The organism is Testudinibacter sp. P17/SS/0325, from assembly GCF_053570765.1.
On the sequence record NZ_CM131635.1, the window covers coordinates 328978 to 347387 of the forward strand.

The window sequence follows — 18410 nt, forward strand, 5'->3', positions numbered from 1 at the left end:
CCTATTTTATAGCCGAATAATGTGATTATTCGGCTTTGCTATTTTTAGCCGCAAATCATCTTTATCCGTAAACGGATCATATTCCGGATCGGCATTCCAAATATATTCAATATCCGTTGCAATTTTCTGCGCAATGGCTTCGCCGAAACGATCGCGCACAAATCCTAACGTCATATCCATTCCGGCAGATACCCCTGAAGAGGTGTAGAACTTGCCACTAACCACCCAACGTGCGCTATCTCGCCAAAGCACTTGCCGGTTGAGTGACTTCACCCAAGCCAATGCTTTCTTATTTGACGTTGCCGCATGCTGATCTAAAAGTGCGGTACACGCCAATAAAGCAGCACCGGTGCACACACTCAGACAATATTCCGACTGTTCGACGAGCTGGGCTAATGTCGCCAAAAATGAGGCGTCTGTTACCAATAAACGGGTGCCTTGCCCGCCGGGAATTAAAAGAATACCACGGGGTTCGAAACCCGTAATATTTTCCGTCACGATCTGATATCCTTGTCGGCTTTGAACCAGTCCGCCACTCAATGAGAAATATTTCAATTGCGCATTCGGAATGCGTGCCAAGATTTCCACTGGTCCGAATACATCCAAGGTTTCAAAATCATCAAATAGTAAAATATTTATCTTCATTTTTCTCACAAGCTCAGTAACGCGCTATAATATTTCCCACTATAAACTGCCTGTCCCTCATACAAAAGAGAATTATTATGCAAAAATTATTAAAAATCGGTTTGGTTTCGGTCTCGGATCGCGCCTCACAGGGCGTTTATCAGGATCAAGGCATTCCCGAATTACAAACCTGGCTGGAAAATGCGTTATGCGATCCGTTTGAAGTTGAAACCCGTTTGATTCCCGATGAACAAGCGATCATAGAGCAAACATTGATTGAATTGGTCGATCAGCAACATTGCCATTTGGTTTTAACCACCGGCGGCACAGGCCCCGCAAAACGTGATGTGACGCCCGACGCAACCCTTGCCGTTGCCGATCGCGAAATGCCGGGTTTCGGCGAGCAAATGCGCCAAGTCAGCCTGCATTTTGTACCGACCGCGATTCTCTCGCGCCAAGTGGGCGTGATTCGCAAGCAATCGTTAATTTTAAACCTGCCGGGGCAGCCGAAAGCAATTAAAGAAACACTGGAAGGGGTGAAAGATCAACACGGCAATGTGCTGGTTAAAGGGATTTTTAGCGCAGTGCCGTATTGCTTACAGTTGATCGACGGAATTTATATTGATACAGTGCCGGATGTGATTACAAGTTTCCGCCCGAAATCCGCACGTCGTGAAAAGAACTAAGGAAATCTGATGAAAAAAATTGAAGCGATTATTAAGCCGTTCAAACTCGATGACGTGCGCGAAGCCCTGTCCGATGTTGGTATCACCGGCATGACGGTCTCTGAAGTCAAAGGTTTCGGACGACAAAAAGGGCACACCGAAATGTATCGCGGTGCCGAGTATATGGTTGATTTTTTACCCAAAGTGAAATTGGAAATCGTCATCGCCGACGAGCAAGCCGAGGCTTGCGTGCATGCCATTATCGACACCGCCCAGACCGGCAAAATCGGTGACGGTAAAATCTTTGTTTATGATGTCGAGCGCGTAATTCGTATTCGTACCGCCGAAGAAAACGAAGAGGCAATTTAGGGCAATATGCTTTTCTATCTTGTCGCTTTCATTGCCGGAGTTGCGCTTGCCAGCCAAGCCGCAATCAACAGCCAACTCAGCAAAGCCGTCGGCGGGCAACCTGTTGCCGCCGCGCTCATTTCTTTTTTCACCGGCACCTTGGTTTTGTTGGCAATCACCCTCACTAAAGCCAATCTGGCAGAAATTTGGATTAACCTGCCACAGCAACCATGGTGGAAATGGACGGGTGGCGCTCTAGGCGCCCTGGTGGTATTTACCACCATTATGCTTGCTCCGAAAGTCGGGGTGAGCAATATGCTGTTTTTTATCATTATCGGGCAATTAATTATGGCAATGTTAATCGATCACTACGGTTTAATCCAAATGCCAATCCGCCCGGCGACAATCTGGAAGCTTATCGGCTTAATGATCGTGTTTATCGGCATGACGTTCTTCTTCTATGGTGAGAAATGGTTTAGCCGGTAGTTTTGTTTTAAAGCTATTCGTATTAACACGATCACCGACTTCCCTAATCAAGAGTCAACCATTCTTTCTTCCGACAATAAAGCGCTGTTCGTCCCGACAGTTGCGGTGTTAGATGCCAATTACAATTTAGCCGCAACCTACCCTTCATCCGTGTTTAAATTGCAGCACGAGAGCGGTTTGCAAGCAAATCGCTTGAGTACCGAACTCAACCTAACCCCGACGCCGAATCAGGATTATATTTATCTGCTGGTTTATACCGCAGCTGACGATTTGCAAGGCAGTACTTTGATTCCCCACCCGGCAAAACTTTACGCCAAAGCCAGAGGCAACCAGCCGCCGGCAATTGACGATTTACGGGCGCAACACAGCCGTAACGGTAAAATTCAAATCCGTGTCGACGGCAAACAAAGTGCGCAATTTATCGGTATGCAAATGCCGTCTTTCAAAGATAAGTCTACAACGCCGCAAACTATCGGTAACACCGCCAAAGCTGCTGGCACAACATTAACTAAGCCGGTAGAAAAAGAAACCGAGCGCTATTTCAATACGGCCATTCGCAATGCCTTAAAACAAAACGATATTGACAGAGCAATGAATCTGGTGAATGAAGCCGAAAAGCTGGGATTATCCTCTCCGCGCAAAACTTTTATTGATAATATTTCTAAGAAGTAAGACCTGCCTTTTTACTTTCCCTTTCCACCTCAATTCGAGGTGGTTTTTTATATCTGTAAAAAATATAAATAACGAACCTATCTTTCTTCAAAGAGCGCTTGACCGCACTTTCAGGCTGATTATTACCAAAATCCAGCCTGTTGCCATACTTTTCTCATTGAACTTCACTGCAAACCGCACGGGTATTTCTTCGTATTGCTTAGCTTTCTTGTCTTAGGATTTTTTTCGCCCAAAACAAAAACCCCTTGTATCGCTACAAGGGGCTCTGCTTCTCTAATATAATATCCGGCGGTGTCCTACTCTCACATGGGGAGACCCCACACTACCATCGGCGTTACGGCATTTCACTTCTGAGTTCGGCATGGAATCAGGTGGTGCTACCGCACTATCGCCGCCGGAATAATTCGGCTTGATTGTTTTTGCTTCTTCTTACTTTGTTTTGTTCTCTATTTTTTATTCTTTCAGCGTTTCTTTCGCTGTTATTCCTATTCGGTCACAAGCTAATCTGATTCAAACTCCTCGAGCCCTACTCGAGCTTCTTACTTCGCTCTTTCGTCTCTTGTCTTTTCTTACAACTTTCTCTCGGCTTTTGGGTAAAACCCTTGAGCGTTGTATGGTTAAGCCTCTCGGGCAATTAGTACGGGTTAGCTCAATGTATCACTACACTTACACACCCCGCCTATCTACGTCTTCGTCTTAAACAACCCTTACAGTCTTATAGACTGGGAAAACTCATCTCAAGGCAAGTTTCGTGCTTAGATGCTTTCAGCACTTATCTCTTCCGCACATAGCTACCCCGCAATGCTTCTGGCGAAACAACGGGAACACCAGCGGTGCGTCCACTCCGGTCCTCTCGTACTAGGAGCAGCCCCTTTCAATTTTCCAACGCCCACGGCAGATAGGGACCGAACTGTCTCACGACGTTCTAAACCCAGCTCGCGTACCACTTTAAATGGCGAACAGCCATACCCTTGGGACCTACTTCAGCCCCAGGATGTGATGAGCCGACATCGAGGTGCCAAACACCGCCGTCGATATGAACTCTTGGGCGGTATCAGCCTGTTATCCCCGGAGTACCTTTTATCCGTTGAGCGATGGCCCTTCCATTCAGAACCACCGGATCACTATGACCTGCTTTCGCACCTGCTCGACATGTCCGTCTCGCAGTCAAGCTTGCTTATACCATTGTACTAACCTCACGATGTCCGACCGTGATTAGCAAACCTTCGTACTCCTCCGTTACGCTTTGGGAGGAGACCGCCCCAGTCAAACTACCCACCAGACACTGTCCACGACCGCGTGCCGCAGTCTGTGTTAGAACATCAAACCTTAAAGGGTGGTATTTCAACAACGACTCCATATTAACTGGCGTTAATACTTCTCTGTCTCCCACCTATCCTACACATCAAAATTCAATGTTCAGTGTCAAGCTATAGTAAAGGTTCACGGGGTCTTTCCGTCTAGCCGCGGGTACACCGCATCTTCACGGCGATTTCAATTTCACTGAGTCTCGGGTGGAGACAGCCTGGCCATCATTACGCCATTCGTGCAGGTCGGAACTTACCCGACAAGGAATTTCGCTACCTTAGGACCGTTATAGTTACGGCCGCCGTTTACTGGGGCTTCGATCAAATGCTCTCACATCATCAATTAACCTTCCAGCACCGGGCAGGCGTCACACCCTATACGTCCACTTTCGTGTTTGCAGAGTGCTGTGTTTTTAATAAACAGTTGCAGCCAGCTGGTCACTTCGACTGACTTCACCTCTATCCGTTAAGGACTTCAATTACCGTCAGCGCACCTTCTCCCGAAGTTACGGTGCTATTTTGCCTAGTTCCTTCACCCGAGTTCTCTCAAGCGCCTGAGTATTCTCTACCTGACCACCTGTGTCGGTTTTCAGTACGGTTTATGATAAGATAAGCTTAGCGGCTTTTCCTGGAAGTGTGGTATCGGTTACTTCGACTCCGTGGAGTCTCCCCGTCACGCCTCTGATATAAATGACCGGATTTGCCTAATCATCCATCCTACACGCTTGGACCGGGACTTCCGTCACCCGGATAACCTAACCTGCTCCGTCCCCACATCGCTCTTATCACAAGTACGGGAATATTAACCCGTTTCCCATCGACTACGCTCTTCAGCCTCGCCTTAGGGGCCGACTCACCCTGCCCCGATTAACGTTGGACAGGAACCCTTGGTCTTCCGGCGAGGGGGTTTTTCACCCCCTTTATCGTTACTTATGTCAGCATTCGCACTTGTGATACGTCCAGCAGCCCTCTCGAGCCACCTTCTTCCGCTTACACAACGCTCCCCTACCCAATCAGATGACAGATTTCAGACGTCAGGTTTCGGTGTTTTACCAAAACCTTGTAACATCTTCGCAATTTCTTCGTATTCATTACGCCATCTTTGCCAATCTTGTTCATCTACATATTTCAAGTCATAACAGTATCTTAACCAAACTCGCATTTCATCAGCACTGCCTATTGCCATGCTAAGAAATCGATTTAAATCCGCTTTAGTACGTTGCCTTGCAAAACCTTCGGCTAAATTTGCACAAATGCTTTTGCTTGCCCGTCTAACTTGGTCTCCTAACGCATATTGCTCTATCTTAGGAAAATCCAAGCTCGCTTGATGAATTTCCAACGACACTTTATAAGCGCGTTGAAACACCTTCAAATCTTCAAACTTGATTGCCATACTGTCTCCTGACATCTGAAATCTGTCATCTGAATGCCGCAGCTTCGGTGCTATGTTTTAGCCCCGTTACATCTTCCGCGCAGGCCGACTCGACTAGTGAGCTATTACGCTTTCTTTAAATGATGGCTGCTTCTAAGCCAACATCCTAGCTGTCTAAGCCTTCCCACTTCGTTTCCCACTTAACATAGACTTTGGGACCTTAGCTGGCGGTCTGGGTTGTTTCCCTCTTCACGACGAACGTTAGCACCCGCCGTGTGTCTCCTAGATAGTACTCTTCGGTATTCGCAGTTTGCATCGGGTTGGTAAGTCGGGATGACCCCCTAGCCGAAACAGTGCTCTACCCCCGAAGGTATTCGTCTAAGGCTCTACCTAAATAGATTTCGGGGAGAACCAGCTATCTCCCGGTTTGATTGGCCTTTCACCCCCAGCCACAAGTCATCCGCTACTTTTTCAACAGTAGTCGGTTCGGTCCTCCAGTTAGTGTTACCCAACCTTCAACCTGCCCATGGCTAGATCACCGGGTTTCGGGTCTATATCGTGCAACTCTTCGCCCAGTTAAGACTCGGTTTCCCTTCGGCTCCCCTATTCGGTTAACCTCGCTACACAATATAAGTCGCTGACCCATTATACAAAAGGTACGCAGTCACCCTATCCTCAAGCATACTGCTTTCGGATTGCCGTTTTACTTCGTAAAACGCCCCTTTCACACGCCGATTAATCATCAGTTTCCTGATTGATTTTGGGGTTGACCGTTTTGCTTCGCAAAACGTTAACCGCATTTCAACGTTTTCTATACCACTCTCAATACACTTGAGTGATAGGGCTCCCACTGCTTGTACGTACAGGGTTTCAGGTTCTATTTCACTCCCTTCACCAGGGTTCTTTTCGCCTTTCCCTCACGGTACTGGTTCACTATCGGTCAGTCAGGAGTATTTAGCCTTGGAGGATGGTCCCCCCATCTTCAAACAGGATTTCTCGTGTCCCGCCCTACTTGCTGTTAGCTTAGTACCGTAACTGTGCCTTCGGATACGGGATTATCACCCTCTGCGATTGAGCTTCCCAACTCATTCTCCTAACTCACTTACTATCACTAACGGCTTCTCCGTGTTCGCTCGCCGCTACTTACGGAATCTCAATTGATTTCTTTTCCTCGGGGTACTGAGATGTTTCAGTTCTCCCGGTTCGCCTTGTTAACCTATGGATTCAGTTAACAATAGTAGATTCTTCATCTACTGGGTTTCCCCATTCGGATATCGTGGAGTATTAACGCTTCTTATCAACTCCTCCACGCTTTTCGCAGATTAGCACGTCCTTCTTCGCCTCTGACTGCCTAGGCATCCACCCTGCACGCTTAGTCACTTAACCATACAACCTCAAGAATTTTCAGACCGCACTTTCATTTCAACTAACCACTTTCGTGCCCGTTTCGTTCAGTCCGCTTTCCATTCCCAAAGCCGTCTTCCATTGACTCGTGCGTAAGTTTCCCTACGCTGACCTGCTCAGTGCCTTTTCTCACCAAACAAGCCCAATTCGATTCTCGATTGCTCGATTTTCGAATACTCAGCTCTTACGTCCTCTCGAACGCTTGAGTTCTCTTCAGTTTTTAGCTTGTGTCCAAATTTTTAAAGAACAAATCGGTTTTCACCGATACGATTCAAAAATATCGTGTTATGGCGTCCCCACGGGGATTCGAACCCCGGTTACCGCCGTGAAAGGGCGATGTCCTAGGCCTCTAGACGATGGGGACCGCGACCATAACACGTTATTCTCAAATCTATCAAACAATCTGTGTGAACACCTATACAAAATCATCAGTCATATATAAGGAGGTGATCCAACCGCAGGTTCCCCTACGGTTACCTTGTTACGACTTCACCCCAGTCATGAATCATACCGTGGTAAACGCCCCCCTTCCGGTTAAGCTATCTACTTCTGGTACAACCCACTCCCATGGTGTGACGGGCGGTGTGTACAAGGCCCGGGAACGTATTCACCGCAACATTCTGATTTGCGATTACTAGCGATTCCGACTTCATGGAGTCGAGTTGCAGACTCCAATCCGGACTACGACGCACTTTAAGAGATTCGCTTAAGCTCGCACTCTCGCCTCCCTCTGTATACGCCATTGTAGCACGTGTGTAGCCCTACTCGTAAGGGCCATGATGACTTGACGTCATCCCCACCTTCCTCCGGTTTGTCACCGGCAGTCTCCTTTGAGTTCCCATCTTTACATGCTGGCAACAAAGGATAAGGGTTGCGCTCGTTGCGGGACTTAACCCAACATTTCACAACACGAGCTGACGACAGCCATGCAGCACCTGTCTCTAAGTTCCCGAAGGCACAAGCTCATCTCTGAGCTCTTCTTAGGATGTCAAGAGTAGGTAAGGTTCTTCGCGTTGCATCGAATTAAACCACATGCTCCACCGCTTGTGCGGGCCCCCGTCAATTCATTTGAGTTTTAACCTTGCGGCCGTACTCCCCAGGCGGTCGATTTAACGCGTTAGCTTCGAGAGCCACCCATACAGGCAACCCCCAAATCGACATCGTTTACAGCGTGGACTACCAGGGTATCTAATCCTGTTTGCTCCCCACGCTTTCGCACATGAGCGTCAGTCTTTGTCCAAGGGGCCGCCTTCGCCTCCGGTATTCCTCCACATCTCTACGCATTTCACCGCTACACGTGGAATTCTACCCCTCTCTACAAAACTCTAGATAAACAGTATGAAATGCTGTTCCCAAGTTAAGCTCGGGGATTTCACATCTCACTTATCTATCCGCCTGCGTGCCCTTTACGCCCAGTTATTCCGATTAACGCTCGCACCCTCCGTATTACCGCGGCTGCTGGCACGGAGTTAGCCGGTGCTTCTTCTGTGACTAACGTCAATTGCTCTGTCTATTAAACAAAACACCTTCCTCATCACCGAAAGAACTTTACAACCCGAAGGCCTTCTTCATTCACGCGGCATGGCTGCGTCAGGGTTCCCCCCATTGCGCAATATTCCCCACTGCTGCCTCCCGTAGGAGTCTGGGCCGTGTCTCAGTCCCAGTGTGACTGGTCATCCTCTCAGACCAGTTAGAGATCGACGGCTTGGTGAGCCTTTACCTCACCAACTACCTAATCTCACTTGGGCTCATCTTATGGCGGGCGGCTCGAAAGTCCCACCCTTTAGTCCTAAGACATTACGCGGTATTAGCTACAGTTTCCCGTAGTTATCCCCCTCCATAAGCCAGATTCCCAAGCATTACTCACCCGTCCGCCGCTCGTCGGCAAGAGAGCAAGCTCTCCCCCGTTACCGCTCGACTTGCATGTGTTAAGCCTGCCGCCAGCGTTCAATCTGAGCCATGATCAAACTCTTCAATTCAAGTTCAATCGCTCAACGAATTTCTGACTATAATGTTGAAACCACAAAAGTTTCAATTATGAATTTACTATCAGCACTCATTAAGACTTTAGTTTTTTAAATCTTTAAATTACCAATGCCTTGCACAAGTGCCCACACAGATTGTCTGATATATTGTTAAAGAACAGTTTCCTTCTTTTCAAGGAAAGGATTGTCATTCTACACAATCCCATTTTTTCGTCAAGCGATTTTTAAACTAACCGCTTCACTTTCACCGACTTGCCACGCCGTTTTGCGTTGTCGCCGTCAGTGGAAGCGCATTATAGGGCGGCAAAATTTTTTGGCAAGATCTTTTTTGCAAAAAGATCGTTATTTTTTGCGTTTGATCTTTTTTTAAACGTTAATTAAAACAAAACGGTTGAAATTTATCCTTTCAACCGTTTTTCTGACTATTTTTGATAATAAAGTGCGGTTACATACCGATCACAACACACTCCGTTACACCCTTGGCTTTTTGCAAGGTGGCATTGGCAGCGGCACGATCGCCAATCGGCCCAATAAAAATACGGTTGAAGGTCGAACTACTGCTGACACGCGCATCAAAACCAGCCATCACCAAACGTGCCTGCAAGTTCTCTGCTTGTTCACGGTTTTTAAATGCGCCACATTGCAAGCCGAATTTCGCAGTTGAAGCCGTTTTCTTGGTTTGCTGCGCTGCGCTGCTTTCTTGTTTTGGTTTTGCCTGTACCACTTCTGCCGGTTTACTTTCTACAGGTTTGGTATTCGTTTGCGCTTTTGGTTTTTCCACCACAACCGGAGGCGCAATCGTGGCATTCGGCTCATTATGCTTCAGTGTTTGTTGCACTTGTGCCTGCACTGCTACATTTTTATCATTTTTTGCGGCTTCTGCGGCTTCGGCATCACGCTCCAACATCTGCAAAATCTTTTTCTGTTCTTCGGTTAAGTTTTGCACTTTATCCAAACTTTTCGGGCTATTATCGATCGGAATTTCACGCGTTTCCAAATCACGAATATAGCTCCACACCTCTTCGGGACGGCTCGGCAAAGTGCTTTTTGGTTTGTTTTCTTCAACTTTATCGACTGTCGCAACCACCGCGCCGCTTTCTGTCGATTTTTCTTTTAATAGATACAAACCAGCCGCAAAAATCGCTACCATTGCAAAAGCAATGCCTAACAGCAGCCCTTTATTCACCTTATTGGCTTTTTTCTTTGATGTCGCTCTGCCCCGAGTGGCATAATCACGCTGAACCACTGAAATTCCCTATTTATTTAAACGTTATCACAATTAAACAGCAATTTTACTTAAAAAAATGTCAAAATCCTAGCCTCTATTTTCTACCTAACTGAAATCCTGCGGATCAATATCCAGCACGCAACGGATGTTTTGATCCAAATTCAACTGCGGTTTATGGCTGGAAAAGACTTGCAGGCAATGCTGCAATACCGCTCTTGAGGGGTGTTGTAACAATAAATGCCATTGGTATTGCCCGGCTTTTTTCGCCTGCAACGCTTCAATCGGTCCGAGAATTTGCAAACTGTCAAGCGGCTGTTTTTGGCTGTAATCTTGAAAGAATGCCGCCACTTGTTGCAGGTACACAACCGCACTTTGGCTGTTTTTACTTTTTACTCGAAATAACGCCTGCGCCGCAAACGGTGGCAAGCCGATACTTTGCCGCTGCTGCAATGCCTTTTTGGCAAATTCGGCATAGCCTTGTTGTAACAGGGTTTGCAGCAGGCTATGTTGTGGAAAATGGGTTTGCAGCACCACTTCGCCGGCTTTGTCACCACGTCCGGCACGCCCCGCCACTTGCACATACAACTGCGCCAAACGTTCTTCGCTGCGGAAATCTTCCGAAAAAAGCGCGCCGTCGATATTCACCATCGCCACCAACGTCACATCGGGAAAATGGTGTCCTTTCGCCAACATTTGCGTGCCGATCAAAATCCGTCGTTGCCGTGTTTTAATCTGTTGCAACCGGGTTTCCATTGCGCCTTTGCGTGCAGTGGTGTCGCGGTCAATCCGTGCAATGCCGTACTCCGGAAATTTCTCCGCCAGCGCGCTTTCCAACTGCTCCGTGCCTACGCCTGCGGTGATCAAATGGGTCGAACCGCACTTCGGACATTGGCGCGGCACTTTCACCTTGCGCTCGCAATGATGGCAAGTCAGACTGTTTTGTTTTTTATGGTAAGTATAAGGGCGTTCGCAGCTCGCACATTCGGCAATCCAACCGCACTCGTGACACAACAAAATCGGTGCGTAACCGCGTCGGTTCAAAAACAGCAACACTTGATTGCCTTTCTCCAAATGTTGGCGCATTAAGTGTAATAATTGCTCGGATAAACCGCGATCCACCCGTTGTTTTTTAAGATCCAACACCCGATGGCTCAAGGCATTGCTGTTCATCGCGCGCTGATTGAGCACCAAATGGCGATATTTGCCGCTCTGCACATTCGCCAAGCTTTCCAAACTGGGCGTGGCACTGCCGAGCACAATCGAAATGCCGTTATTTCGCGCCCGTATCACCGCCAAATCGCGCGCATGATGTCGCCAACTGGAGTCTTGCTGTTTATAGGAAAGATCATGCTCTTCATCAAGAATAATCAAGCCGAGCCGTTGGAATTGGCTGAAAAGTGCGGATCGCGTGCCGACCACCACCGCACTTTCGCCGCTTTGCGCACGCTGCCACGCCAACAAGCGTTGGCTGTCGCTTAAATTGGAATGCAACACATCAATCGGCAGATTGAACCGGTTCTGCACGCTGCGTACCAACTGCGGGGTTAAGCCGATTTCAGGAATCAGCAACAGCACCTGTTTGCCCTCTGCCAACACCTTTTCCATTAAATGCAGATACACTTCGGTTTTGCCCGAACCGGTGACGCCATCCAACAACCACGCTTGAAAACCGTCGCTAAAATTCACTGCACTCACCGCTAAGGCTTGTTGCTTGTTCAGGCGTAATTTATCCGCTTGATTCAGCCAATTTTCATCGGCAAGTGCGGTTTGCCAGCACGTAACGTGATACGGCTGTTGTTGCGCAAGAATCAGCCCTTTTTCCTGTAATGCCGTATAAATCGCACGGGCAAACTCGGTCGAGCCTTGCTCCGTTTCGCCGTTTTGCGCCAATTGCGCTAATGCCTGTCGCTGTTTTTTCGCGCGTTTCAACTCGCCGTTGGCAAGTGCGGTTTGCCCTTGTGCTGTGATTTTCCACACGGCACTGACCGCTCTTTGATTCGCCTCGCCTTGGCGCAATTTGACCGGCAACGCCTGAAACAGCACCTCGCCCAAACCGGTTTGATAATAATTCGCCGCCCATTGCAGCAACGAATATAATTCGTCGCTAAACAGCGATTGCCGATCTAATACCGCCGTAATCGGTTTTAACTGCGCGGCGGCGACCTCGCTCTGTTGCGGAAAGTCGATCACAATTCCAATCCGTTTTTGCCGTCCGAACGGCACCACGACACGGCTGCCAACCGCGAGAATCGCCGAGTCATCAACCAAATAATCAAAATAACGTGCCAAGGGAATTGCCAACGCAACTCGAATCAAACGCATAACGCCATTAAACTCGTGAGATGAATAAAGAACGGTAGTATAGCGGATTTTCGCCGATATTGTCCTGACAATAACGCGCTGACGCGGCTATTGCTTAACCGCACTTAATGCTGTATAATCCGCCGTCTTTAAAACAACTGCGCATTGCGCGTATTATTAACTACATATGGTGTCGGGCACGCTCCCGATAGCGATATGGCTTCAATCTGAGGTTTTCTATGAAACAAGGTATCCACCCTGAATACAAAGAAGTGACTGCAACCTGTTCTTGCGGTAACGTCATCAAAACACGTTCTACTATCGGACGTGACATCAACTTGGACGTGTGCGGCGTGTGCCACCCGTTCTATACTGGTAAACAACGCGTGGTTGACACCGGTGGTCGTGTAGAACGTTTCAACAAACGTTTCAGCATTCCGGGCACGAAATAATCGTTGCTATAACGAAAAAGAAACCGATTTCAGCGATGGAATCGGTTTTTTTATGCGTTATACTGATCGCCCAGACCGCACTTTTATTACAAAGAAGGAAATCCGATGACGACACCGATTCAACAACTGCTCGAGATTATGGCTCAACTGCGTAACCCTAACGGGGGCTGTCCGTGGGATTTGGAACAGGATTACCGCAGCATTGTGCCGTATCTGCTGGAGGAGAGTTACGAAGTAGTGGAAGCGATTCAAACCGAGGATTTTAGCGCATTAAAGGAAGAATTGGGCGATCTGTTGCTGCAAGTGGTGTTTCTCAGCCAGCTTGCCAACGAAGAGCAACGCTTTCAGTTTAACGACGTGGTGGAAACCCTGAGCGAAAAACTGATCCGCCGCCACCCGCATGTGTTCGGCGATATCTCGGCGGACAGCGCCACGGAAGCCTTAAAAAATTGGGAAAATAAAAAAAAGCAAGAGCGTTTGGACAAACAGCAAACCTCATTGCTGGACGATGTGCCGCACGCCTTGCCGGCGTTATTGCGGGCTGAAAAACTGCAAAAACGCGCCAAGAAATTGGGTTATCAACCCACTACCGTTGCACAAACTATCGCCCAAGCCGAACAACAACTGGCAGCAATCAAAAGTGCGGTCGCCACCAATCAAGATCACGCCGCCAAGCTGCTGGCAGAATTGCTGTTCAGCGTCAGCAACCTCTGCCGCCAACTGGAGCTACAAGCCGAAACCTTGCTACGCGACGAAAACAGCCGCTTTGAACAACGGGCGAGGGAATTTGAACAGTCTTCATCAAGCAAACATTTTAAATAATTTAAGGCGATTTTTCGGAGATAATTCAATATAGGAATTGGATTCAAAATACTTAGCCTCCAAGGCTCGGATAAATTCCAATTCCGCCCTTGCTTCTCCATAGTTTAGATTGGTGTATTTGCCATAATTAAATGACAAAATTGTTGCCATATCACCTTCAACAATACAGTGAATGGAAACATAACTATTAATCTCAACCGAAAATGGGCTCAAGACAATTTCATATTTATCTAAGGATTTTTCAAAAAAGACTAGCGTATCATCTGATAGCAACGCCATAAAATCCAAAAGGTTTTTATTAAGCGTTTACCACTTCATCGTAAAAAACTTCATCAATAATTTTTTTGTTCTGACGATATGCCGCTCGCTTTTGATTCGCTAGTTCTCTGATCGCTTCCCTACTGGTTTCAATCAGCGTATCTTGCTGTTTCACTTCGATATAACGAGCTAACAATGCATTTTCCTGTTCTAATGTTAATTGCATAAGCACTCCTTTTTTGCAATTTGTTTACTTATTCTACAACTTAACCGATTCTTACGCGATAACTAAATCTTCTCCAACTTCGCCAAATGCGCAATCAGCCATTTAATCCCTTGATTTTGAAAGGCGATTTGTAAGCGGGTGTTGTTATCGCTGCCTTCAACGTTGATAATCGTGCCGTTGCCGAATTTGGCGTGGTTGACTTTTTGTCCCATTTTCCATTCGCTTTGATTCAACAGGTTAATTCCTGAATGGCTGACCGCACTTTGCGTGAAAGAGCGCGTGACCGTGCCGCGCAGGCGGATTTCGCGGATACAGTCCGGTGGCAGTTCGCTGACAAAACGGGAAACGATGTGGCGTTCTTCTTTGCCGTATAAACGGCGGCTTTCGGCGTAGCTGATGGTCAGTTGCTGCTTGGCGCGGGTGATACCGACATACGCCAAGCGCCGTTCTTCTTCCAAACGACCGCTCTCCTCCAACGCCATGCGGCTGGGGAAAATGCCCTCTTCCATGCCGACGATAAACACGCGCGGAAACTCCAAGCCTTTGGCGGAATGCAGGGTCATCATCTCCACGCTCGGTTGGTGGCGATCCGCCTGCCCCTCGCCGGCTTCAAGCGAAGCGTGGGTTAAAAATGCGGTTAAATCGGTCATCTCGTCCGCTTCGTCCGGCTTGATAAATTCACGGGTGGCGGAAACCAACTCTTCCAAGTTTTCGATCCGCACTTCGCCCTTTTCGCCTTTTTCCTGTTGATACATTTGGTACAAACCGGAATGTTTAATCACAAAATCCGTCTGGGCAAACAGCGGCATCTCACAACTGTCCTGCTCCAGTGCGCTGATTAACTCCATAAAACGCAGCAACGCCGTGGCGGCTCTGCCCGCCAATTTGTTTTCTTCAATCGCCAAATTGGTGGCTTGCCATAACGTGATTTGGCGTTCGCGCGTCAGCTGGCGCAAGGTATCCAACGTACGGTCGCCGATGCCGCGCGGCGGCGTATTCACCACCCGCTCAAAAGCCGCATCATCATTGCGGTTGGCAATCAGGCGTAGATACGCCAAGGCATCTTTGATCTCCTGCCGTTCAAAAAAGCGCATACCGCCGTAAATCCGATATGGAATTTGCGCCTGTAATAACGCCTCTTCCAGCACGCGCGACTGGCTGTTGCTGCGATACAACACCGCACAATCATGGTAATCGCCGCCGTCTTGCTGCCATTGTTTAATCTGCGACACCACAAAACGCGCTTCGTCCAGTTCGTTAAAGGCACAATAGATACCAACCGGCTCGCCCTGATCGCCGTCAGTCCATAAATTTTTACCTAAACGGTCGCTGTTATTGGCAATAAGTTGATTCGCCGCTTGCAAAATATTGCCGGTCGAACGGTAATTTTGTTCCAAACGAATGGTTTGTGCTTGCGGATAGTCCTGTAAGAAACGTTGGATATTTTCAATTTTCGCACCGCGCCAGCCGTAGATCGATTGATCGTCATCGCCGACAATCATCACCTTGCCTTGTTCGCCGGCGAGCAGTTTGATCCACGCATATTGAATGTTGTTGGTGTCTTGAAATTCATCAACCAGAATATGCTGAAAACGCTGTTGATAGCGTTGCAAAATCAGCGGTTTTTTCAGCCACAATTCATAAGCGCGCAGCAGCAATTCGGCAAAATCCACCAAGCCGGCACGATCACAGGCATCTTGATAGATTTGGTAAATCCGAATCCATTCACGTTCGCTACGGTCATTATGATCATCGATTTGGTGCGGACGCAAGCCGTTATCTTTTTGGTGATTAATATACCAACAGGCTTGTTTTGGCGGAAAGTTTTTTTCATCGTAATTGTGCAGTTTCATCAGCCGTTTCAGCAACCGCACTTGGTCTTCCGAGTCTAAAATTTGGAAATCTTGCGGCAGATTGGCATCGGGATAATGGGCGCGCAACAGGCGGTTGGCAATGCTGTGAAACGTGCCGATCCACATACCGAACAGCCCTTGCGACTGCTCGCGTTGCAAAGTTGCGCTGATCCGATGGCGCATTTCCGCAGCGGCTTTATTGGTGAAGGTCACCGCTAAAATCGAGGATTCCGGCGCGTGCTCCACCCCGACCAACCATGCAATACGGTGGGTCAGCACCCGAGTTTTGCCGCTGCCCGCCCCGGCAAGCACCAGATAATTACCCAACGGCGCAGCCACCGCCTCACGCTGTTTGTCGTTCAACCCGTCCAATAATTCTGAAATATCCATTTTGCCGCCGTTCGCTTACGTTTTACTGTTTATTTATACAGCAGAATTATAGCAGGATTTCATATCAGGGAAATGATTTTTTCGGGGAAAGTGCGGTTACTGCAACGCAATACCGCACTTTATATGGTTTTAGTACAAATTATATGGTGAAAGTATAATTATACGTTCTAAGTATAATTTCAGCTAATTTTGACTAACCGATTGATCTAAAATCCATGTTTTAAATGCACTTTCATTGATAGACTGCTTATTTTTAGTATCTCTGGTCAGCAATTCACGATTTTCTAACTTACGTACGCTGCCCTGGATGGATGAGGTTTTCACCTCTGCCACGCCCAATCTACTTGCAAGTTCATGTCGGTTACGTTCGCTATAAAGTGCGGTTTCGCCTTTTGCAATCACTAATAATAATTGCTGATCCAATGCCGTCAATGCTTGCCACACTTTGTGGTAATCGGCACCGGTGCCGCTTTGAGTCAGCTGAATTTCAGTGGCTTGTTCAAGCGTTAATGCGGGGTTAATAATCATTCGTTCAATAATCTGGCGCAAGTACATCGGTGTTTGGTTCAGACGTAGAAAAATTTGATAAAGTGCGGTTTTGTCGATGAATGCTTCTGTTCTCTGCTGGTAAATATCCGCTAAAAAATCGGAAAAATCACGCCCCAACGGTGGAAAATCAATTTGATGCGAAAAGTGAAAAAACGGGGCTTTGCCGTCATTAAACATCACGCGCAAATCATTGGTAGATGAGCCGGTAAAAATCACTTTAATTTTATCGCGATATAAATCTAGCCCTGTTCGTAACGAACCGACCACATTGCTATTATTCACACCGCGCGCCAATTCTTGAATTTCATCGAGCAGTAATAAGGTCGGTTTTTTCTCATCCGCCAAACGCGCGATAATTTGACTGATCGGCTCAGCCGCCGTTTGCTTGTCCAGCTCAACGCCACTGCCGGCAATCGAAATACCTTTGATTTGAGAAAACCAACCTTTCACCTTATTGTTTTTATTTTCAGAAAACAGTTGTAGAGAAGCACGAAAGTCATTATCGCTGTCCATAAAACTGTGATAAAACACTCTGAAACCTTGCATCTCTGCTAGCGGGGCGACGTCATTAAGCAAAAACTGGGTTTTTCCCATTCGGCGCGGTGCAAAAAGCGTGAGCGCATGAAAAATACCCGATTTAAAGTTGGCTAACAGTGTTTCCGCCAATGTCGTGCGGTGAAAATAAAGTGGATCTCGAATCAGCATAAATCCCCCCGGCTGGATAAAATTATACTAAATTATACTCACAATGTATAATTATACAAGTTGAGTATAATTTCAGCTAATTTTACCCGCTTTGCAGAACTAAAACTCAGCTTCAACCGCAAAGGTTATCGGCTCGCCGTTAATCGGATGAGTGACGGTCAGCGATTCGGCGTGCAGGCACAAACGCGGCGCAAGGGCTTTGGCGGCAGGGTGGGCGTAGAATTTATCGCCTAAAATCGGGTGTCCCAATGCCAGCATATGCACGCGCAACTGGTGCGAGCGCCCGGTGATCGGCGTCAGGCGCACCCGTGCGCTGTTGTTCGGGTAGCGCGCCAACACTTCATAATGGGTGACCGCTCTTTTGCCGCGCTCGTAACAGATTTTCTGGCGCGGACGGTTTTCCCAATCGCAAATCAGCGGCAGATTGATAAAACCGCTGTCGGCTTCGGGGTGTCCCCACACCAACGCCTGATAGTGCTTTTTGGTTTCGCGATCGCGGAATTGGCGTTTCAGTTCTTGCTCGGCTTTTTTGCTCAAAGCGAACAGAATAATGCCGCTGGTCGCCATGTCCAAACGGTGCACCGCTTCGGCAAAACCGAATTTTTGCCGCACGCGCGTGGTGGCGCTGTCGAGATATTCCGGGCGGTTGCCCGGTACGGAAAGCAAACCGCTCGGTTTGTTGATCGCGGCAACATAGTTGTCTTGATAGACAATCTCCAGCCACGGCTCGGTCGGTGGATCGTAATGAATCAATGCCATTGTT

At 47.8% G+C, this 18410-nt stretch carries 14 protein-coding genes, 1 tRNA gene and 3 rRNA genes; 6 read left to right on the forward strand and 12 right to left on the reverse strand.

The annotated features are described in order from the left end of the window. Positions 1-6 precede the first annotated feature (6 nt). Positions 7-645, reverse strand: coding sequence for a DJ-1/PfpI family protein (locus ACWA50_RS01560; protein WP_431053590.1), 639 nt, complete (start codon positions 643-645; stop codon positions 7-9). Between the two features lie 77 nt (positions 646-722). On the opposite strand from ACWA50_RS01560, the gene mog reads away from it, so the two are divergent. From mog to ACWA50_RS01580, 4 genes are all read left to right on the forward strand, one after another. Further along, a complete protein-coding gene (gene mog, locus ACWA50_RS01565) occupies positions 723-1310 on the forward strand; it encodes a molybdopterin adenylyltransferase (protein WP_431053591.1) in 588 nt (195 codons plus the stop codon). 9 nt (positions 1311-1319) lie between these two features. Then, a complete protein-coding gene (gene glnB / locus ACWA50_RS01570; protein WP_431053592.1) occupies positions 1320-1658 on the forward strand; it encodes a nitrogen regulatory protein P-II in 339 nt (112 codons plus the stop codon). Positions 1659-1664: 6 nt separating this feature from the next. Continuing rightward, on the forward strand, positions 1665-2123 hold the full coding sequence (locus ACWA50_RS01575; protein ID WP_431053593.1) for a DMT family transporter: 459 nt from the start codon (positions 1665-1667) through the stop codon (positions 2121-2123). Between the two features lie 105 nt (positions 2124-2228). After that, positions 2229-2795, forward strand: coding sequence for a MalM family protein (locus ACWA50_RS01580; protein ID WP_449343111.1), 567 nt, complete (start codon positions 2229-2231; stop codon positions 2793-2795). 283 nt (positions 2796-3078) lie between these two features. Here ACWA50_RS01580 and rrf read toward each other — a convergent pair. From rrf to priA, 6 genes are all read right to left on the reverse strand, one after another. Continuing rightward, a 5S ribosomal RNA gene (gene rrf, locus ACWA50_RS01585) occupies positions 3079-3194 on the reverse strand. A gap of 214 nt (positions 3195-3408) precedes the next feature. After that, positions 3409-6860 (reverse strand): 23S ribosomal RNA (locus tag ACWA50_RS01590). Between the two features lie 306 nt (positions 6861-7166). Next, positions 7167-7242: transfer RNA gene (locus tag ACWA50_RS01595), tRNA-Glu, on the reverse strand. 75 nt (positions 7243-7317) lie between these two features. Then, positions 7318-8857, reverse strand: a 16S ribosomal RNA gene (locus ACWA50_RS01600). Together the 16S, 23S and 5S rRNA genes with 1 tRNA gene alongside form the textbook arrangement of a ribosomal RNA operon. 451 nt (positions 8858-9308) lie before the next feature. Further along, the gene (ftsN, locus tag ACWA50_RS01605; protein WP_431053594.1) at positions 9309-10109 is read right to left on the reverse strand and encodes a cell division protein FtsN; all 801 of its coding nucleotides are present in this window, start codon (positions 10107-10109) and stop codon (positions 9309-9311) included. 87 nt (positions 10110-10196) lie between these two features. Continuing rightward, the gene (priA, locus tag ACWA50_RS01610; RefSeq protein ID WP_431053595.1) at positions 10197-12413 is read right to left on the reverse strand and encodes a primosomal protein N'; all 2217 of its coding nucleotides are present in this window, start codon (positions 12411-12413) and stop codon (positions 10197-10199) included. Positions 12414-12631: 218 nt separating this feature from the next. Between priA and rpmE the strand changes: the two genes are divergently transcribed. Both rpmE and mazG read left to right on the forward strand, forming a co-directional pair. Next, positions 12632-12844, forward strand: a complete 213-nt coding sequence (rpmE, locus tag ACWA50_RS01615; protein WP_431053596.1) for a 50S ribosomal protein L31 — start codon at positions 12632-12634, stop codon at positions 12842-12844. A gap of 105 nt (positions 12845-12949) precedes the next feature. Beyond that, positions 12950-13666, forward strand: a complete 717-nt coding sequence (mazG, locus tag ACWA50_RS01620) for a nucleoside triphosphate pyrophosphohydrolase (protein WP_431053597.1) — start codon at positions 12950-12952, stop codon at positions 13664-13666. On the opposite strand, the gene ACWA50_RS01625 is transcribed toward mazG, so the two are convergent. The 5 genes from ACWA50_RS01625 to rluA all read right to left on the reverse strand — a co-directional run bounded on the left by ACWA50_RS01625 (position 13646) and on the right by rluA (position 18406). Then, a complete protein-coding gene (locus ACWA50_RS01625) occupies positions 13646-13945 on the reverse strand; it encodes a hypothetical protein (RefSeq protein WP_431053598.1) in 300 nt (99 codons plus the stop codon). The genes mazG and ACWA50_RS01625 overlap by 21 nt on opposite strands. A gap of 19 nt (positions 13946-13964) precedes the next feature. Beyond that, positions 13965-14150, reverse strand: a complete 186-nt coding sequence (locus ACWA50_RS01630) for a hypothetical protein (RefSeq protein ID WP_431053599.1) — start codon at positions 14148-14150, stop codon at positions 13965-13967. A 62-nt stretch (positions 14151-14212) separates the two neighbouring features. Further along, entirely contained in the window at positions 14213-16393 is a 2181-nt protein-coding gene (gene uvrD / locus ACWA50_RS01635) for a DNA helicase II (RefSeq protein WP_431053600.1), read from the reverse strand. 183 nt (positions 16394-16576) lie between these two features. Continuing rightward, complete coding sequence (locus ACWA50_RS01640; RefSeq protein ID WP_431053601.1) at positions 16577-17647, reverse strand: ATP-binding protein; 1071 nt, start codon at positions 17645-17647, stop codon at positions 16577-16579. 99 nt (positions 17648-17746) lie between these two features. Further along, entirely contained in the window at positions 17747-18406 is a 660-nt protein-coding gene (gene rluA, locus ACWA50_RS01645) for a bifunctional tRNA pseudouridine(32) synthase/23S rRNA pseudouridine(746) synthase RluA (RefSeq protein ID WP_431053602.1), read from the reverse strand. Positions 18407-18410 lie beyond the last annotated feature (4 nt).